Here is a 15,554-nt window from a genome sequence, read left to right as displayed (position 1 = left end):
GCCGAACCAGCCCACGCACCGCGGCCGAACGCAGGAACGGCCATACCCAGAAAGTCCACTACACGATCACGATCGCCGAGTCGAATCTACCCAAAGCGGACTGACCGGCCTTAACTTTAGGGCAGTGCGGTAGACACCCGTTGACACCAGCGAACTTCCACGGATGCGAAGGGGCAGGTCGATGCCGTAAAGCGCCAGGTGACGAAGGCCCGCCTTCCACACGTACTATGTCGTCGCTGGAAATACTCCGGTTCTCGTCCACAACTGCGGAGTCGAAGTAAATGCGTCTGAGAATAGCATCTCAATCTCGCATGCTAAGTCGGGTAGCGGTGTTATCGCCGACCTCGATGAGAGTGGCAACTTGACGCTCATGATGGATAACCATCCGGAGCTTGGCTCACCGCTTCGCGGTAAGCAGATGTTTGCAGATGTAATGCAACACTTCGGCGATCGGGTTAACTCGATAACGGGTTATTGGCGCTACGGTGATAATCTCGGAGCGTTCAACGATGCGGTTGCGAACGGCGAGAGCCTGGGGAGCGCAGCCCGAGGGACCTGGACAGGCCAACGCGCAGGTGAGTACGGTTTCACCCGCGTCAAGGTGGTGCAGGCAGACGAAGGCGTCGATGGATTCTCGGTTGTTTCAGCTTTGTTTAGACGAGAGTAGCGAAAGATGGATACCGAGCGAATCTCCGCCTTGGAGGCAGCTAAGGCAGAAGGGCGCAGCCCATTTGTGGCAGTCCGAATGATTAGAGATAGCCGCCTATTTGAGGCTGGGAAAGAATTTAATATCGCGATGGATATGAGAAAGGTCTACGGATTGACGACTCGGCAGCTTCACGACATCGTTGCATGGTTCAAAGGCTTTGCCTCTGATGAGGAATTGAAGGACTCTTTGGAGCCCGACGAATAGAGTAACTCGGTCGGCACGACCTGGGGGTGCGCGTTCCTGTTGCCGTCAGTGTTGCCGGGAAACCATGCACGTTTTATCCGTCTTGTCGCTTTCGTGGATGCGTGTTCATCGGTGTGTTGCCGTCAGAACTGCCGTCACAAGGTGTTGACGAATGGTGTGCGTTGCCGTCATGTCTCGGGGAGTGAAGTCCCTGCTTGACGGCGTGATCGGGTTGTGTGCATGCGAACGCCCCGGCCTGTTTGGGGCCGGGGCGGGCGGTGGGGTTGCCGTCAGCGAGGGTTATGTCTCGTTGAGGGCGTGTTCGAGGGCTACGAGGGCGGCGCGTTGGGTGGCGGGGCGGATTTCTAATGGCGGAGTCAGGTATCGGAACTGTCCGAATGTCCTCGCCAGGGGGCGGCGTCTGGCCAGTACGAGCACTGCGTTTCCTCGGTGCGCCTTTCAAGAACCCGACCACGGCCTGGCCCATCTGGAGGGCGGATCTTGCGTCAGGCGCGGTCGCTGGGGGGACTTCCCTGGTCCGGCTGCCAGCATCCATATGTACCGAACCAGATTCCGCAGCTGCTGCGACCTGCTGACCTGCGACTTCTCTCCCGTTCGATGCAATTCCCGAGAGTTGCTGTAGATGTCGGCGGTAGTGTTCAGGTGTGCGTGGCCGAGGAGGGGCCGCCCGGTGATCAGCGTGGACACCAAGAAGAAAGAGCTGATCGGGCGGTACAAGAACGCCGGTCGCGACTGGCGCCCGAAGGGCGATCCGGTGATTTCAAGTCGTGTCCGCCGCGGCTCCCGTGTTCAGTGCGCCGACAGCTGAAGCCGACGCATGCGCCGCGTGCCGCGGCCGGGGTTGTCGCGTCAGCACTCGATGACGTTGACGGCCAGTCCGCCGCGCGCGGTCTCCTTGTACTTGACCTTCATGTCGGCGCCCGTTTCTTTCATGGTCTTGATGACCTTGTCGAGGGAGACGTGGTGGCGCCCGTCGCCGCGCAGCGCCATGCGCGCGGCGGTGACGGCCTTGACCGCGGCCATGCCGTTGCGCTCGATGCAGGGGATCTGCACCAGGCCACCGACCGGGTCGCAGGTCAGGCCCAGGTTGTGCTCCATGCCGATCTCCGCGGCGTTCTCCACCTGCTCCGGGCTCGCGCCCAGCACCTCCGCCAACCCGCCGGCCGCCATCGAACAGGCCGAGCCCACCTCGCCCTGACACCCGACCTCCGCGCCCGAGATGCTGGCGTTCTCCTTGTAAAGCATGCCGATCGCGCCCGCCGCGAGAAGGAAACGGATGACGCCTTCGTCGTCCGCGCCGGGGATGAACGTCGTGTAATAGTGCAGGACCGCCGGGATGATGCCGGCCGCGCCGTTGGTCGGGGCGGTCACCACACGGCCGCCGGCCGCATTCTCCTCGTTCACCGCCATCGCGTAGAGCGTCACCCACTCCATCGCGTTCGCCGGCGTCACCCCCTCAGTCCGCAGCGCACGGGCCGCGTGGGCCGCGCGGCGGCGCACCTTCAGGCCGCCGGGCAGGATGCCCTCGCGGGTCATGCCGCGCTCGACGCAGACACGCATCACTCGCCAGATTTCCACCAACCCGGCCCGGATCTGCTCCTCGCTGCGCCACGCCAGCTCGTTCTCCAGCATCAGCGCCGAGATCGACAGCCCGGTCTCCCGGGTCAACCGCAGCAACTCCTCACCGGTTCGGAAAGGATGCCGCAGCACCGTGTGGTCCGGGACGATCCGGTCCCCACCTATTGCGTCCTCGTCGACCACGAACCCGCCGCCCACCGAGTAGTACGTCTTCTCCAGCAGCGGCAGCCCGGCGGCGTCATACGCGCACACCGTCATGCCGTTCGCGTGATACGGCAGCGCCCGCCTGCGGTGCAGGACCAGTTGCGTCGGCTCGTCGAAATCGATCTCGTGCGCCGCGCCGAGGTCGTGCCCGAGCAGCCGCAGCCGACCGGTCTGCTTGATCCGCGCCACGTCCACGTCGGCACGCTCCAGATCCACCGTGCGCGGAGAGTTCCCCTCCAGCCCGAGCAGCACCGCGCGCGGCGTACCGTGCCCGTGACCGGTCGCCCCGAGCGACCCGAACAGTTCCGCGCGGACGGAGGTGACCTGGGCGAGCATCCCCTGCGACTTCAGCCGCCGCGCGAACATGCGTGCGGCCCGCATCGGCCCGACCGTGTGGGAACTCGACGGGCCGATGCCGATCGAGAACAGGTCGAACACGCTGATCGCCATTGATCACTCCTCGGTCGGGACCGTCTTCGGCATCGGCGAAGAACCCGGTTGACACCGTTGACACCGCCGTTCAGGTTAACTCTCCGCGGCGCCCCTTACCCAAATGCGCAGCACCCGCGACAACCGCGACGACCCGCTGATCATGCGGACGGCGCGACAGGGAAGGATAGGAGCCGTGGCCCGGTTCGCATGAGGGCACAGGCGCGGCGCGGGCCGCACCGGCACGGCCGGCGGGCACGAGTGTGGAGGCGCGGATGGTTGAGCAGCGACACGGACCCACGCCGACGGGGATGCGGCGAGCGTTGCATCGCGCCGAGCAGGGCGTCGCCCTGGACCTCGCCGAGGCACAGGTGCTCCTCCAAGCCCGGGGCGACGACCTGACGGCGCTTTCCCGCGTCGCGGCGCGCCTGCGTGACGCCGGCCTTGACCAGGCCGGACGCGCCGGCGTGATCACCTACTCGCGCAAAGTGTTCATACCGCTGACGCGCCTGTGCCGCGATCGCTGCGGCTACTGCACCTTCGTGACGGTCCCGGGCAAGCTGCGCCGCGACGGACACGGCATGTACCTCTCGCCGGACGAGGTGCTGGACATCGCCCGTAAGGGCGCGGCGCTCGGGTGCAAAGAAGCGCTGTTCACCTTGGGCGACCGGCCCGAGGACCGTTGGCCGGAGGCGCGCGAATGGCTTGACGCCCACGGCTACGACGACACGTTGGCGTACGTGCGCGCGATGGCTGTGCGCGTACTGGAGGAAACGGGACTCTTACCGCATTTGAACCCCGGCGTACTGTCCTGGACGGACTTCCAGCGTCTCAAGCCGGTCGCGCCATCCATGGGCATGATGCTTGAGACGACCGCGACGCACCTGTGGTCGCAGCCGGGCGGTCCGCACTACGGCTCGCCGGACAAGGAACCGGCGGTGCGCCTGCGTGTGCTGGAGGACGCGGGCCGCTCGAACGTCCCGTTCACGACCGGCCTACTCATCGGCATCGGTGAGACGCACGCGGAACGCGCGGACGCGCTGTTCGCGATCCGGCGGGTCCAGCGCCGCTACCAGGGCATTCAAGAGATCATCATTCAGAACTTCCGCGCCAAGCCGGACACGGCGATGCGCGCCGCGGCGGACGCGGACCTCGACGAGTTGGCCGCGACGATCGCGGTGGCCCGGCTTGTCCTCGGCCCGGCCGCGCGAATCCAGGCCCCGCCGAACCTGGTCGGCGAACAATACGCCCAGATGATCAACGCGGGGATCGACGACTGGGGCGGGGTCTCGCCGCTGACACCGGATCACGTCAACCCGGAACGCCCGTGGCCGCACATCGAGCAGCTCGCGGCGCGCACCGCCGACCTCGGCTTCACTCTGCGCGAACGGCTGACGATCTACCCGGAATACCTCAAGCGCGGGGAACCCTGGCTCGACCCGCGGCTCGTCGCGCACGTGCGTGCCCTGGCGGACCCGGCCACCGGGCTCGCGGACGAGGACGCGGTCGTGGAAGGGCGCCCGTGGCAGGAGCCGGAGGCGGCGCTCAACGCCAGCGGCCGGACCGATCTTCATACCGCGATCGACGCGGAGGGCAGGACCGGTGACCGGCGCGGCGACTTCGATGCCGTATACGGCGACTGGGAAGAACTGCGCGAGACCGTGGCGCAGGGCAGGAGCGCCGCAGCGGCGGCTCAAGGCGCACCGGGCGTACCGGCCCGGCTCGCCGGCGAGCTGCGCGAAGCGCTTTCCGTCGCCGCGGACGACCCGACCGAACTGACTGATGCTCAGGCACTCGCGCTGTTCGACACGGCCGAACACGGCACGCCCGCCCACGCCGCCGCGCTCGACGCGCTGTGCCGGATCGCCGACGATCTGCGCCGCGCCACCGTCGGTGACGAGGTGACGTTCCTGGTCACCCGGAACATCAATTTCACCAATGTCTGCTACACAGGCTGCCGGTTCTGTGCGTTCGCGCAGCGCCGCACGGACGCTGATGCGTACACGCTCTCCCTCGACCAGGTCGCCGACCGCGCGCAACAGGCATGGGAGGTGGGCGCCACCGAGGTGTGCATGCAAGGTGGTATTCACCCGGACCTGCCCGGTACTGCGTACTTCGATATCGCACGCGCGGTGAAGGAACGCGTGCCCGGCATGCATGTGCACGCCTTCTCGCCTATGGAAGTCGCCAACGGCGCGACGCGCACGGGCATGTCGATCCGCGACTGGCTCACGGCGGCACGTGAAGCGGGCCTCGACACGATCCCCGGCACGGCGGCCGAGATCCTGGACGACGAAGTGCGCTGGGTGCTCACGAAGGGCAAGTTGCCGGCCGCGACGTGGGTGGAGGTCGTCGGCACCGCGCACAGCCTCGGCATCCGCTCGTCGTCCACGATGATGTACGGGCACGTAGACGAGCCCCGGCACTGGCTGGGGCACCTGCGGCTGCTCGCCGACATGCAGCGGCGCAACCTCGCGCACGGACACGCGGGATTCACCGAGTTCGTCACGCTGCCCTTCGTGCACACCAACGCCCCGGTCTACCTGGCCGGGATCGCCCGGCCCGGACCGACCATGGCGCAGAACCGGGCCGTCACCGCGATGGCGCGGCTGCTGCTGCACCCGGTCATCCCGAACATCCAGACCAGCTGGGTCAAGCTCGGCCCGGACGGCGCGGCCGAGATGCTGCGCAGCGGGGCGAACGACCTGGGCGGGACGCTGATGGAGGAGACCATCTCACGGATGGCCGGGTCGTCCTACGGCAGCTACAAGTCGGTTCGCGAGATCAAGGCGATCGCCGAGGCCGCCGGCCGCCCGACACGTCAACGCGGCACGACCTACGGTGATGTGGCCGCGGAACGCATCGCCGTGGGCGAGCAGTTCGACGGCCATCTTCCCGAACTGCTGCCGGTGTTGGGAAACTCGGAGTCATGACCTTCTCCATCGTCGCTCGCAGCGCGGACGGCCGACATTTCGGCGTCGCGGTGGCCTCCAAGTTCCTCGCCGTCGGCGCCATGGTCCCGGCCGCGGCCGTCTCGCGTGGCGAGCGCCGCGGCGGTGCCCTGGCGACGCAGGCGCTCGCCAACCTCTCTTACAAGGCGGACGGGCTGCGGCTGCTGGCGGAGGGCACGACCGCGAAGGAGACGGTCCAGAGACTGACCAGCGCGGACGAGATGGCGGCGCACCGGCAGCTCGGCGTGGTCGACGCCGACGGACAGGCGGCGACGTTCACCGGCCCCGAATGCCTGCCGTGGGCCGGCGGGGCGATCGGCTACGGGTACGCGATCCAGGGCAACATCCTGGCCGGCTCCCGGGTCGTCGCGCTGATGGAGGAGGCGTGGCTGGCCTCCGATCCGCGCGGTCCGCTCTCGCATCGGCTGCTCGCCGCGCTGGCGGCTGGCGACGCGGCGGGCGGCGACAGCCGGGGCAAGCAGAGCGCGGCGCTGCTCGTGGTCGCGCCGGGCGAGGGCTACGACGGCAGCGACGTGCTGGTGGACCTGAGGGTCGACGATCACGACGAGCCGGTGGCGCAGCTCGGCCGCCTGCTGGCCTTGCACGACCTGCTGTTCGGCAGGTCCGCCCCGGAAATGCTGCTGGCGCTGGAGGGCGAGCTGGTGGCGGAGGTCTCCCGGTTGCTGTCCCAGCGCGGCTTCGTCGGCGAGGTGGGCCAGGCACTGGCGGCCTGGGGAGGCCGGGAGAACCTGGAGATGCGCCTGGTCGAGGGAAAGATCGACCCGGTGGTGTTGGACTACCTGCGCACCGGTTCCGGCGGGCTGTAGCCGCCTCGCCGAGCGGCGGCGTAGGGAACTGCGGCGCCGGGAGCGCTCAGCCGCCAGGCCGACACACGACCTGCGCCCAGTGCCCTGCGCCCGGCGAGGCGACTCGGCAGCGATCAGGACCCCTGGGTCGGCGCCGCGTGGGCCTGGGCCTCCCGATTCAGCTCGTCCTCGATCGGGTCGGACGCACCCAGCGCGGCCGGCACCTCAAGAGCACCGGGGACCTCGGGCAGCGCCGGGATCTCCTCGGCCGCGGCGACCTGCTGCGGGCGGGCCTCCTGCGCGGGCTCGGCCCCGTCCTGCTCGCCGGCGCTCGCGCCGCGCCGCGTCTGGTTCGCCGCCCGCGCCTCCGCCGCGCGCTCGGCGTGCGGCAGCGAGGAGTGCTCCAGGAAACGCAGCAACTCCACGGGGAACGGCAGGATCACGGTCGAGGACTTCTCGGAGGCCACTTCGACCATCGTCTGCAGCAGGCGCAGCTGTAGCGCGGCCGGGCTGTCGGACATCACGTCGGCGGCCTGAGCCAGTTTCTTCGACGCCTGAAGCTCGCCGTCCGCGGTGATGATCCGGGCGCGCCGCTCCCGATCGGCCTCAGCCTGGCGCGCCATCGTGCGCTTCATCGACTCGGGCAGCGCCACGTCCTTGATCTCCACACGGTCGATGTGGATGCCCCAGCCGATCGCGGGCGAATCCAGCATCAGCGCCAGCCCCTGGTTCAGCGGCTCCCGGTTGGTCAGCAGATCGTCCAGCTCCGACTTGCCGATGATCGAACGCAGCGAGGTCTGCGCCACCTGCCCGATCGCGAACTGGTAGTCCTGCACCTCGACCAGCGCGCGCACCGGGTCGATCACGCGGAAGTACACCACCGCGTCCACCCGGACCGTCACGTTGTCGCGCGTGATCCCTTCCTGCGCCGGCACGGGCATGGTCACGATCTGCGTGTTCACCCGTACGAGTTTGTCGGAGAACGGCAGCAGCACGGCGATCCCCGCCTCGCGCGGCCTGCCCAGCACCTTGCCCCAGCGGAAAACGACTCCCCGCTCGAACTGCCGCACCACGCGGAACCGCGGACTCCCGATCAGCGCCACGAGGAACAACACCACGAGCGCGATATACAGACCGACCACCGCGCATCACCCCAATCCAGGATGATCAAAGTACGCATATTTACGAAGGTCATCTTGCTGTAGCCATCGTAAGCCTGCGTATCCGTCTACGTACACGGCGGTTCGGCCCTGGTGGTTCAAAGGCGCCCGATGCGGCCACGGTGATCAGCCGCGAGGACGACGCGCTCGGCGGGCCCTAACGGTATTCGGCCAGACGCGGTCGCACGCCGAGCCCGAGCGCGACCAGCGCCACCCCGGCGAGCAGCCACGGCAGCCACGACCACCCCGACTCGTCGGAGCGCGCGGCCGCCATCGCGGAGTCGAACGCGGCCAGTCTCCCGTCCGAGAGCGTCACCAGCGCCGAGTCGTAGTAATAGAAATCGAAGGCTTCCTCGCCGCGGGCGGTTCCGGTGTCGCGGGCCAGGACAGCGGAGAGATCGGAGCCGCCGATGATCGCGGGAATGTCGCCTCGCGGCTCCTGCGCGATCGGCTTCCACCGCGAGGTGGCCTGCCCGCCCGCCGGCCCGAGCCCGGCGAGCTCCGCGGCAACGACGGAAAGCGCCTTCGTCAGCTGCTCCTTCGTCGTGTCGGGCATCAGCAGATGGCGCGTCACCGCGCCGTCTACGTCGTAACTGGCAGCGCGGGTACGCGTCACCGCGAGAAAGTCCGCGAAACGCGCTCCCGCGGACGAGGCGTCTTCCGCCGCGGCGACGAGCGCCCACAGGCCGCTCAGCGTGAGCCCGAGCGTGAGCAGCACGGCGACGAAGACACCCGGATTCACAGTGCGCCGGAACAGCAACCGCAGCCGCCTGTGCAGCCGCGACGTCGTCATCACCGCCGCGAGCCCGACGGCCCCGGCCGCGCCCGCTCCGACGATTGCGGCCAGGTGCGCGCGGGACGCGGCGCCGGAAAGGGCGTTCGAGGTCTCGTCGCGCAGCGCGCGAGCCTCGGGAAGCAGACTGCTCTGCATCAGCGTCGTAGCGCGTGCGTAGTAACCGATCGCGGCGTCAGCCGGTTGCCCGGACGATGCGCCCATCGTGTCCGGCAATGCGCTCGGCGCCGCCTCATCGAGCGCGATCGCGGCGTCGGCGGTTTGGTGATACTTCGTCACCCCGGCGGTCAACGCGGCGACAGACGTGCCTTCCCCGTAATCGCCGGTCTGGCCGACCAAACGCAGAAGATCTGCGTCGACCTGCGAGGTGCGCTGGTTGTACGCGGTCAGCGCCGCGAGTTGGTCACCCGTGTGGTCCAGCGCGCCCGAAACCGGGTCGGCGCCGTTTCCGAGCAGGACGAGGCGCGCGGCTTCGGCGTCGAGGTCGGCGAGGCTGAAGTACAGGTCCGCGCAGTCCGAAGCGATCGCCGCGCGCCGCGCCACGCTCGCCGTGCCGTCGCGCGCCGCCGTGAATGCGGTGGCCGTCACGGCGAGCAGCGCCCCGATCGCCAATCCGGCCGCCACGCTCCGCACTGCCAGACGGAAGGGCGTGCTGCGTCGCGGCCGTGGGTTACCGCCCCCACCAGCGCCCAGTGTCACCTCGGTGCCTGTACGCGCGCCTGCGGTCACGGTCACGCGCCGAAACATAGCCGCATCCGGTGAAGCCAGGATGGCGTGCGGGTGGACGCCCGGTGCTGCAAGTTACGTGAAATGCGTGCATGGCGTATCGAGCCGGGTCGGTACGATCGTGCACAGCGGCCGCACGTCCGCGCCGCGTCGGGAACAGCCGAAACAAGTAGGAGAGTACGGTGTCCGAGATCCGGGTGACCATCGACCGCCAAGCCGAACGGGCCGAGCGGGCGGTCACGGTCACTACGGGCACTACCGTCGGCGAGTTGTTCGCCGGTCAGTTCGCCGGCGACCGCTCCAACATCGCCGCGCGCCTGTACGCGCCGGGCCGCGCCGACGGCGTCCTGGTCGATCTCGCCCGGCCACTGGCCGACGGCGACGTCGTCGCGCCGGTCGCGATCGACTCCGAGGACGGGCGCGCGATCCTACGCCACTCCACCGCGCACGTGATGGCACAGGCGGTGCAGGAGATCTTCCCCGAGGCCAAGCTCGGCATCGGCCCGCCGATCAAGGACGGTTTCTACTACGACTTCCAGGTCGGGCGGCCGTTCACCCCGGAAGACCTCAAGGCGATCGAGCAGCGCATGCAGGCGATCGTGAAGCAGGGCCAGCGCTTCTCCCGCCGAGCCGTCGCCGACGACGAGGCCCGCATCGAACTGGCCGGGGAACCGTTCAAACTGGAGCTGATCGGCCTCAAGGGTTCCGCGTCGAACGCCGCCGAGGGCGCGTCCGCCGAGGTCGGGGCCGGCGAGCTGACCATCTACGACAACCTGGACCCGAAGTCCGGCGAACTGTGCTGGAAGGATCTTTGCCGCGGTCCGCACCTGCCCACCACCCGCAACATCCCGGCGTTCAAGCTGATGCGCTCCGCCGCCGCGTACTGGCGCGGCAGCGAGAAGAACCCGCAGCTCCAGCGGATCTACGGCACCGCCTGGGAGTCCAGGGACGCGCTCAAGGCGCACCTGGAGTTCCTCGCCGAGGCGGAGAAGCGGGACCACCGCAAGCTCGGCACCGAGCTCGACCTGTTCTCCATCCCGGACCAGATCGGCTCCGGCCTCGCGGTCTTCCATCCCAAGGGCGGCACCGTGCGCATGGCGATGGAGGAGTACTCCCGCCGCCGGCACGAGGAGGCGGGATACGAGTTCGTCTACACCCCGCACACCACCAAGGGCACCCTCTACGAGACCTCCGGCCACCTGGACTGGTACGCGGACGGCATGTACCCGCCCATGGAACTTGACGAGGGCGTCAAGTACTACATGAAGCCCATGAACTGCCCGATGCACAACCTGATCTTCGACGCGCGCGGCCGTTCCTACCGCGAGCTGCCGTTGCGGCTGTTCGAGTTCGGCACGGTGTACCGGTACGAGAAGTCGGGAGTGGTACACGGCCTGACCCGCGCCCGCGGCTTCACCCAGGACGACGCGCACATCTACTGCACCAAGGAGCAGATGCCCGCCGAGCTGGACAGCCTGCTCACCTTCGTGCTGAACCTGCTGCGCGACTACGGCCTGAACGACTTCTACCTGGAGCTGTCCACCCGCGACCCGGAGAAGTCCATCGGCACCGACGAGGCCTGGGCCGAGGCGACCGAGGCGTTGCGCCAGGCCGCGCTCAAGCAGGAACTCGAGCTGGTCGACGACCCGGGCGGCGCGGCGTTCTACGGCCCGAAGATCTCCGTGCAGGCCAAGGACGCCATCGGGCGCACCTGGCAGCTGTCCACGATCCAGGTCGACTTCAACCAGCCGGAGCGCTTCGGCCTCGAATACACCGGCGCGGACGGAGCCCGTCACCGGCCGGTGATGATCCACCGGGCGCTGTTCGGCTCGATCGAGCGGTTCTTCGCGATCCTGCTGGAGCACTACGCCGGAGCGTTCCCGGCCTGGCTCGCCCCGGTGCAGGTGACCGGCATCCCGATCACGGACACTCACGTCGCGTACCTCGACGAGGTGGCCGCGAAGCTGCGCGCCCAGGGCATTCGGGTCGAGGTGGACGCCTCGGACGACCGTATGCAGAAGAAGATCCGCAATGCGCAGAAGTCCAAGGTCCCGTACATGCTGCTGGCGGGTGACGAGGATGCGGCAAAGGGCGCCGTGTCGTTCCGTTACCGCAGCGGCGAGCAGAAGAACGGCGTACCCGTGGACGAGGCGATCGCCGAGATCGTCGCCGCTGTGCGGGAACGGCGTTGATCGCTCGAAGCAGTGACGTGCCCTGAGCTGGTCGGCGATGGCCGCTCCTGAGTCTGAAGGTCAGGGGCGGCCGCGCTGGCGGCGTTACGACGTAGCGGCGTCGTCACAAGCGCGCACGTTGTTGTCGGCCCGCGAGGCTCAACCCATATGCTGGCCGCTATGGACGTGCGGATGGAGAGCGGGGAGCAGGTAGGTGTTCAAGACGGCACTGGGCTTCCCGGCGGAACCGGAGTCCCCGACGACGTCGAGCGCCTGTGGATGCCGCACCGCATGGCCTACATCAAGGGCGAGAACAAGCCGGCGAACGCCGAGCCCGGGCAGGACTGCCCGTTCTGCCGCGTGCCCACCCTCAGCGACGCCGAGGGCTTGATCGTCGCGCGCGGCGAGCTCGTCTACGCCGTCCTCAACCTTTACCCGTACAGCCCCGGCCACCTGCTGATCTGCCCGTACCGGCACGTGGCGGACTACACCGAGCTCACCGCGCAGGAGACGGCCGAGCTGGCCGAGTTCACCAAGCAGGGCATGACCGCACTGCGTTCCGCGTACAACCCGCACGGCTTCAACCTCGGCATGAATCAGGGCACCGTCGCCGGAGCCGGGATCGCCGCGCACCTGCACCAGCACATCGTGCCGCGCTGGGGCGGGGACGCGAACTTCATGCCGGTGATCGGCCGTACCAGGGTCCTGCCGCAACTGCTCACCGACACCCGGGAACTGGTCGCGCGGCACTGGTCCGCGGACGCGGCCTCGGATACGCCCTCGGCCGCGGCCGCGGATGCTTCGGGTACTGACGCGCGTGCCACGGCCGGCGATATCGACTCCGCCGTGCAGGCCGGGGAGTGAACATGCCGACCGTCGCGCCGCATGCAGTCCTCGCACTGCCCACCGGACGCCTGATCGTCGCCGACCCGAGCGCCCTTTTCGGGGACGCCAAGCCGGTGGACCTCGCGCTGCCGCCCGGCCGGTATCCGGTCGTCGCGAGCGCGTCCGGCCTCGAACTGCGGCTCACCGACGCGGACAGCGACGAAAGCGCCGGCGCGGACGCCGGATCCGAACGCGGGCAGCCGGTCGCACCCGGATTCGACACGCCGTCAGGCTACGTATGCCTGCTCGACGAGTCCGCGCTGGAGGAGTTCACCGAGCTCGGCGACGAGCCGGTCGACGAGTACGAACTGCTTGCCGAAAAGCTGAGCGGACAACCCGGCCGCGCGGTCAGTTTCGGCGGCCTGATCGTCTTCCCGGTGGCCGGGAACGTGCGCGCCCTGCGGGCCGGGTACGACCGGACCGGCCGGTGTACCCGGGTCACCGCAGAGTTCTGATCGATCGCGTCGCTGTTTCTTGAGTTCAGGCGCGCGCGCCGCGACTCACGACGCGGCCGCCTCCGCCACGATCTTCGAGGCCAGCTGCGGCGGCATCGCCTCATGGCGCAGGTACTCGCGCGTGAAGACGCCGGTCCCGTGCGAGAGCGAACGCAGCTCCACCGGGTAGCGCGCCAGTTCCGTCTCGGGCACTTCGGCGCGCACCAGCGTGCGTCCCGACGAGTCCGGCTCCGTGCCCAACACCCGGCCGCGCCGCCCCGACAGGTCGCCCATCACCGCGCCGACGAACTCGTCCGCCACCCGGATCTCGACCGAGTCCACGGGCTCAAGCAGCGCACCGTTGATCTTCGCCGCGGCGTCCTTGAGCGCCAACGCACCCGCGGTCTGGAAAGCCATGTCCGACGAGTCCACCGAGTGCGCCTTCCCATCGAACAGCGTCACACGCACGTCGACCAGCGGATAACCCGCGAACACGCCGCGCTCCAGTTGCGTGCGCACCCCCTTCTCCACCGAGGGGATGAACTGCCGCGGTACCGCGCCGCCGACCACCTTGTCCACGAACTCGAAGCCGCCGCCGTTCGGCATCGGCTCCACCTCGATGTCGCAGATCGCGTACTGGCCATGGCCGCCGGACTGCTTTACGTGCCGACCGTGCCCCTTGGCGTTGCCGGTGAACGTCTCCCGCAGCGAGATGCGGTACGGCACCGTGTCCACCGCGACGCCGTACCGGTTGGACAGCCGGTCTAGCACCACGTCCCGGTGCGCTTCACCCATGCACCACAGCACGAGCTGATGCGTTTCCGGGTTGATCTCCAGCCGAAGGGTCGGGTCCTCGGCCACCAGCCTGCCCAGCGCCTGGCCCAGCTTGTCCTCGTCGGACTTCGCCTTCGCCAGCACGGCCACCGGCAGCAGCGGCTCCGGCATCACCCACGGCTCCATCAACGCCGGGTCGTCCTTCGCGGAGAGCGTGTCACCGGTCTCGGCATGCGCGAGCTTGGCGACCGCCACGATGTCCCCGGCCACCGCCTGCGGCACCGGCCGCTGCACCTTGCCCAGCGGGCAGGAGAGCGCGCCGACCTTCTCGTCCACGTCGTGGTCGGGGTGCCCGCGCTCGGCGCGACCGTGCCCGGAAACGTGCACCGGCTGCTCGGGCCGCAGCGTCCCGGAGAAGACCCGCACCAGCGAGATGCGCCCGACGTACGGGTCCGAGGTCGTCTTGACCACCTCGGCCACCAGCGGCCCGGACGGGTCGCACTCCAACGGGGTCTTCGGCGCGCCGTCCGGCGAGGTGACCGCGGGAATCGAGTGCTCCCCGGGCGCCGGGAACGCCTTCGTCATCAACTCCAGCAACTCGATAGCGCCGACCCGCATCGCCGCGTCGTCCGTGCCTTCGTGCGCGACCGTGCCCATGGGCAGCACCGGATAGAAGTGCCCGCGCGCTACCGCCGTCTCCAGATCGTCGATCAGCACCTTCGCGTCGATCCGCTCACCGCCGAGGTAACGGTCCATCAGCGACTCGTCCTCGCTCTCCGCGATGATCCCCTCGATCAACGCGTTGCGCGGCCCCTCGATCAGCTCCAGGTGCTCAGGATCGGGCTCGCGTTCGGCCCGTCGCCCGCCGGTGTAGTCGTAGATCCGCTGCGAGAGCAGGCCCATGACCCCGCCGACCTGCTCGTGGTCGTCCAGCAGCGGAAGGTACATCGGCTGCACCCCGTCCCCGAAGACCCGCTGGCAGATCGCCACGGTCTCGTCGAAGTCCGCCCGCGGGCTGTCCAGCTTCGTCACCACCACCGCGCGCGGCATTCCGACCGCCGCGCACTCCTCCCACAGCAGCTGCGTCGCTCCGTCCAACCCGTCCGCGGCCGACACCACGAAAAGTGCGGCGTCCGCGGCCCGCAGGCCGGCGCGCAGGTCGCCGACGAAGTCCGCGTAGCCGGGCGCGTCCAGCAGGTTGACCTTGATCCCGGCGAACTCCACGGGCGCCAGTCCGAGGCTCACCGAGCGGCCGAGACGGTGCTCGATCTCGTCGCTGTCGGTGACCGTCGAGCCGTCCTCCACCCGGCCGGGCCGGCCGATCGTGCCGGTCGCCGCGAGCAGCGACTCGATCAGTGTCGTCTTCCCGGCGCCGGTGTGCCCGACCAGGACCACGTTGCGGACGGACTCCGGCCGCTCGGCCACCGGCGCCTTCGCATCCCTGCCGCCGCGGTTGGCATCCTTCTTCTCGGACATCGTCATCCTCCCGGCGAAGTATTTCGGTTCTTCGACCGCGTCCGCGCCGATCAGGCACCGGACCGACCGATCCCGGTGATCCGCACGTAACGCAGTGTTCAGGCTTTCCTTGCAGACAACTCCTCTTGGAAGCACCCCACAAGTACCCTTTAGCCTTTCACTCCGGTGCTTAAGTCGCGATCCGCGGCGAGCGTTCCCGGCGCCCGTCCGGGGGCGGCGCGGCAGGGGGCGCGCAACCCAATACGATGGGCGCC

At 68.8% G+C, this 15,554-nt stretch carries 11 protein-coding genes and 1 pseudogene; 8 read left to right on the top strand and 4 right to left on the bottom strand.

Features of this window, described 5'->3' with window-relative positions:
* Positions 1 to 361: 361 nt before the first annotated feature.
* The 3 genes and pseudogenes from KGA66_RS19450 to KGA66_RS19440 form a co-directional block, all read left to right on the top strand.
* Positions 362 to 667 carry a hypothetical protein gene (locus KGA66_RS19450; RefSeq protein WP_211469589.1) on the top strand — a complete coding sequence of 102 codons (306 nt, stop codon included), beginning with the start codon at positions 362 to 364 and terminating at the stop codon, positions 665 to 667.
* Positions 668 to 673: 6 nt separating this feature from the next.
* Positions 674 to 913, top strand: a complete 240-nt coding sequence (locus KGA66_RS19445) for a hypothetical protein (protein ID WP_211469588.1) — start codon at positions 674 to 676, stop codon at positions 911 to 913.
* A gap of 658 nt (positions 914 to 1,571) precedes the next feature.
* A pseudogene (locus tag KGA66_RS19440) lies at positions 1,572 to 1,667 on the top strand (ISAzo13-like element transposase-related protein); the annotation flags it as partial.
* Positions 1,668 to 1,762: 95 nt separating this feature from the next.
* On the opposite strand, the gene KGA66_RS19435 reads toward KGA66_RS19440, so the two are convergent.
* The gene (locus KGA66_RS19435) at positions 1,763 to 3,145 is read right to left on the bottom strand and encodes an L-serine ammonia-lyase (RefSeq protein ID WP_211469587.1); all 1,383 of its coding nucleotides are present in this window, start codon (positions 3,143 to 3,145) and stop codon (positions 1,763 to 1,765) included.
* A 290-nt stretch (positions 3,146 to 3,435) separates the two neighbouring features.
* Between KGA66_RS19435 and KGA66_RS19430 the strand changes: the two genes are divergently transcribed.
* A complete protein-coding gene (locus tag KGA66_RS19430) occupies positions 3,436 to 6,057 on the top strand; it encodes a bifunctional FO biosynthesis protein CofGH (protein ID WP_438822059.1) in 2,622 nt (873 codons plus the stop codon).
* On the top strand, positions 6,054 to 6,902 hold the full coding sequence (locus KGA66_RS19425) for a DUF1028 domain-containing protein (protein WP_211469585.1): 849 nt from the start codon (positions 6,054 to 6,056) through the stop codon (positions 6,900 to 6,902). Before KGA66_RS19430 ends, KGA66_RS19425 begins: the two co-directional genes overlap by 4 nt.
* Positions 6,903 to 7,015: 113 nt before the next feature.
* On the opposite strand, the gene KGA66_RS19420 is transcribed toward KGA66_RS19425, so the two are convergent.
* Together KGA66_RS19420 and KGA66_RS19415 are read right to left on the bottom strand one after the other, a co-directional pair.
* Positions 7,016 to 8,014 (bottom strand): slipin family protein, encoded by a 999-nt coding sequence (locus tag KGA66_RS19420; RefSeq protein ID WP_246508119.1) that lies wholly within the window; start codon positions 8,012 to 8,014, stop codon positions 7,016 to 7,018.
* Between the two features lie 184 nt (positions 8,015 to 8,198).
* Positions 8,199 to 9,458 carry a GlnX family signal transduction membrane protein gene (locus KGA66_RS19415; RefSeq protein ID WP_211469583.1) on the bottom strand — a complete coding sequence of 420 codons (1,260 nt, stop codon included), beginning with the start codon at positions 9,456 to 9,458 and terminating at the stop codon, positions 8,199 to 8,201.
* Positions 9,459 to 9,742: 284 nt separating this feature from the next.
* Here KGA66_RS19415 and thrS point away from each other — a divergent pair, with 284 nt between their 5' ends.
* The 3 genes from thrS (at position 9,743) to KGA66_RS19400 (ending at position 13,071) form a co-directional block, all read left to right on the top strand.
* On the top strand, positions 9,743 to 11,752 hold the full coding sequence (gene thrS / locus KGA66_RS19410) for a threonine--tRNA ligase (protein ID WP_211469582.1): 2,010 nt from the start codon (positions 9,743 to 9,745) through the stop codon (positions 11,750 to 11,752).
* Positions 11,753 to 11,923: 171 nt separating this feature from the next.
* Positions 11,924 to 12,595 (top strand): HIT family protein, encoded by a 672-nt coding sequence (locus KGA66_RS19405; protein WP_211469592.1) that lies wholly within the window; start codon positions 11,924 to 11,926, stop codon positions 12,593 to 12,595.
* Between the two features lie 2 nt (positions 12,596 to 12,597).
* Positions 12,598 to 13,071: a hypothetical protein gene (locus KGA66_RS19400; protein WP_211469581.1), complete on the top strand. Its 474-nt coding sequence runs from the start codon at positions 12,598 to 12,600 to the stop codon at positions 13,069 to 13,071.
* Between the two features lie 45 nt (positions 13,072 to 13,116).
* On the opposite strand, the gene KGA66_RS19395 is transcribed toward KGA66_RS19400, so the two are convergent.
* Positions 13,117 to 15,300, bottom strand: a complete 2,184-nt coding sequence (locus KGA66_RS19395) for an elongation factor G-like protein EF-G2 (protein ID WP_246508113.1) — start codon at positions 15,298 to 15,300, stop codon at positions 13,117 to 13,119.
* Positions 15,301 to 15,554: the final 254 nt, after the last annotated feature.

Origin of the sequence: Actinocrinis puniceicyclus (assembly GCF_018283645.1) — a bacterium.
Lineage (GTDB): Bacteria > Actinomycetota > Actinomycetes > Streptomycetales > Catenulisporaceae > Actinocrinis > Actinocrinis puniceicyclus.
This window is presented reverse-complemented; position numbering and strand designations above follow the sequence as displayed.

Coding starts and splice junctions, on each gene's coding strand:
- KGA66_RS19445 (WP_211469588.1), top strand. CDS start 674: ATGGATACCGAGCGAATCTCCGCCTTGGAGGCAGCTAAGGCAGAAGGG.
- KGA66_RS19435 (WP_211469587.1), bottom strand. CDS start 3,145: ATGGCGATCAGCGTGTTCGACCTGTTCTCGATCGGCATCGGCCCGTCG.
- KGA66_RS19430 (WP_438822059.1), top strand. CDS start 3,436: ATGCGGCGAGCGTTGCATCGCGCCGAGCAGGGCGTCGCCCTGGACCTC.
- KGA66_RS19425 (WP_211469585.1), top strand. CDS start 6,054: ATGACCTTCTCCATCGTCGCTCGCAGCGCGGACGGCCGACATTTCGGC.
- KGA66_RS19405 (WP_211469592.1), top strand. CDS start 11,924: ATGGAGAGCGGGGAGCAGGTAGGTGTTCAAGACGGCACTGGGCTTCCC.
- KGA66_RS19400 (WP_211469581.1), top strand. CDS start 12,598: ATGCCGACCGTCGCGCCGCATGCAGTCCTCGCACTGCCCACCGGACGC.
- KGA66_RS19395 (WP_246508113.1), bottom strand. CDS start 15,300: ATGTCCGAGAAGAAGGATGCCAACCGCGGCGGCAGGGATGCGAAGGCG.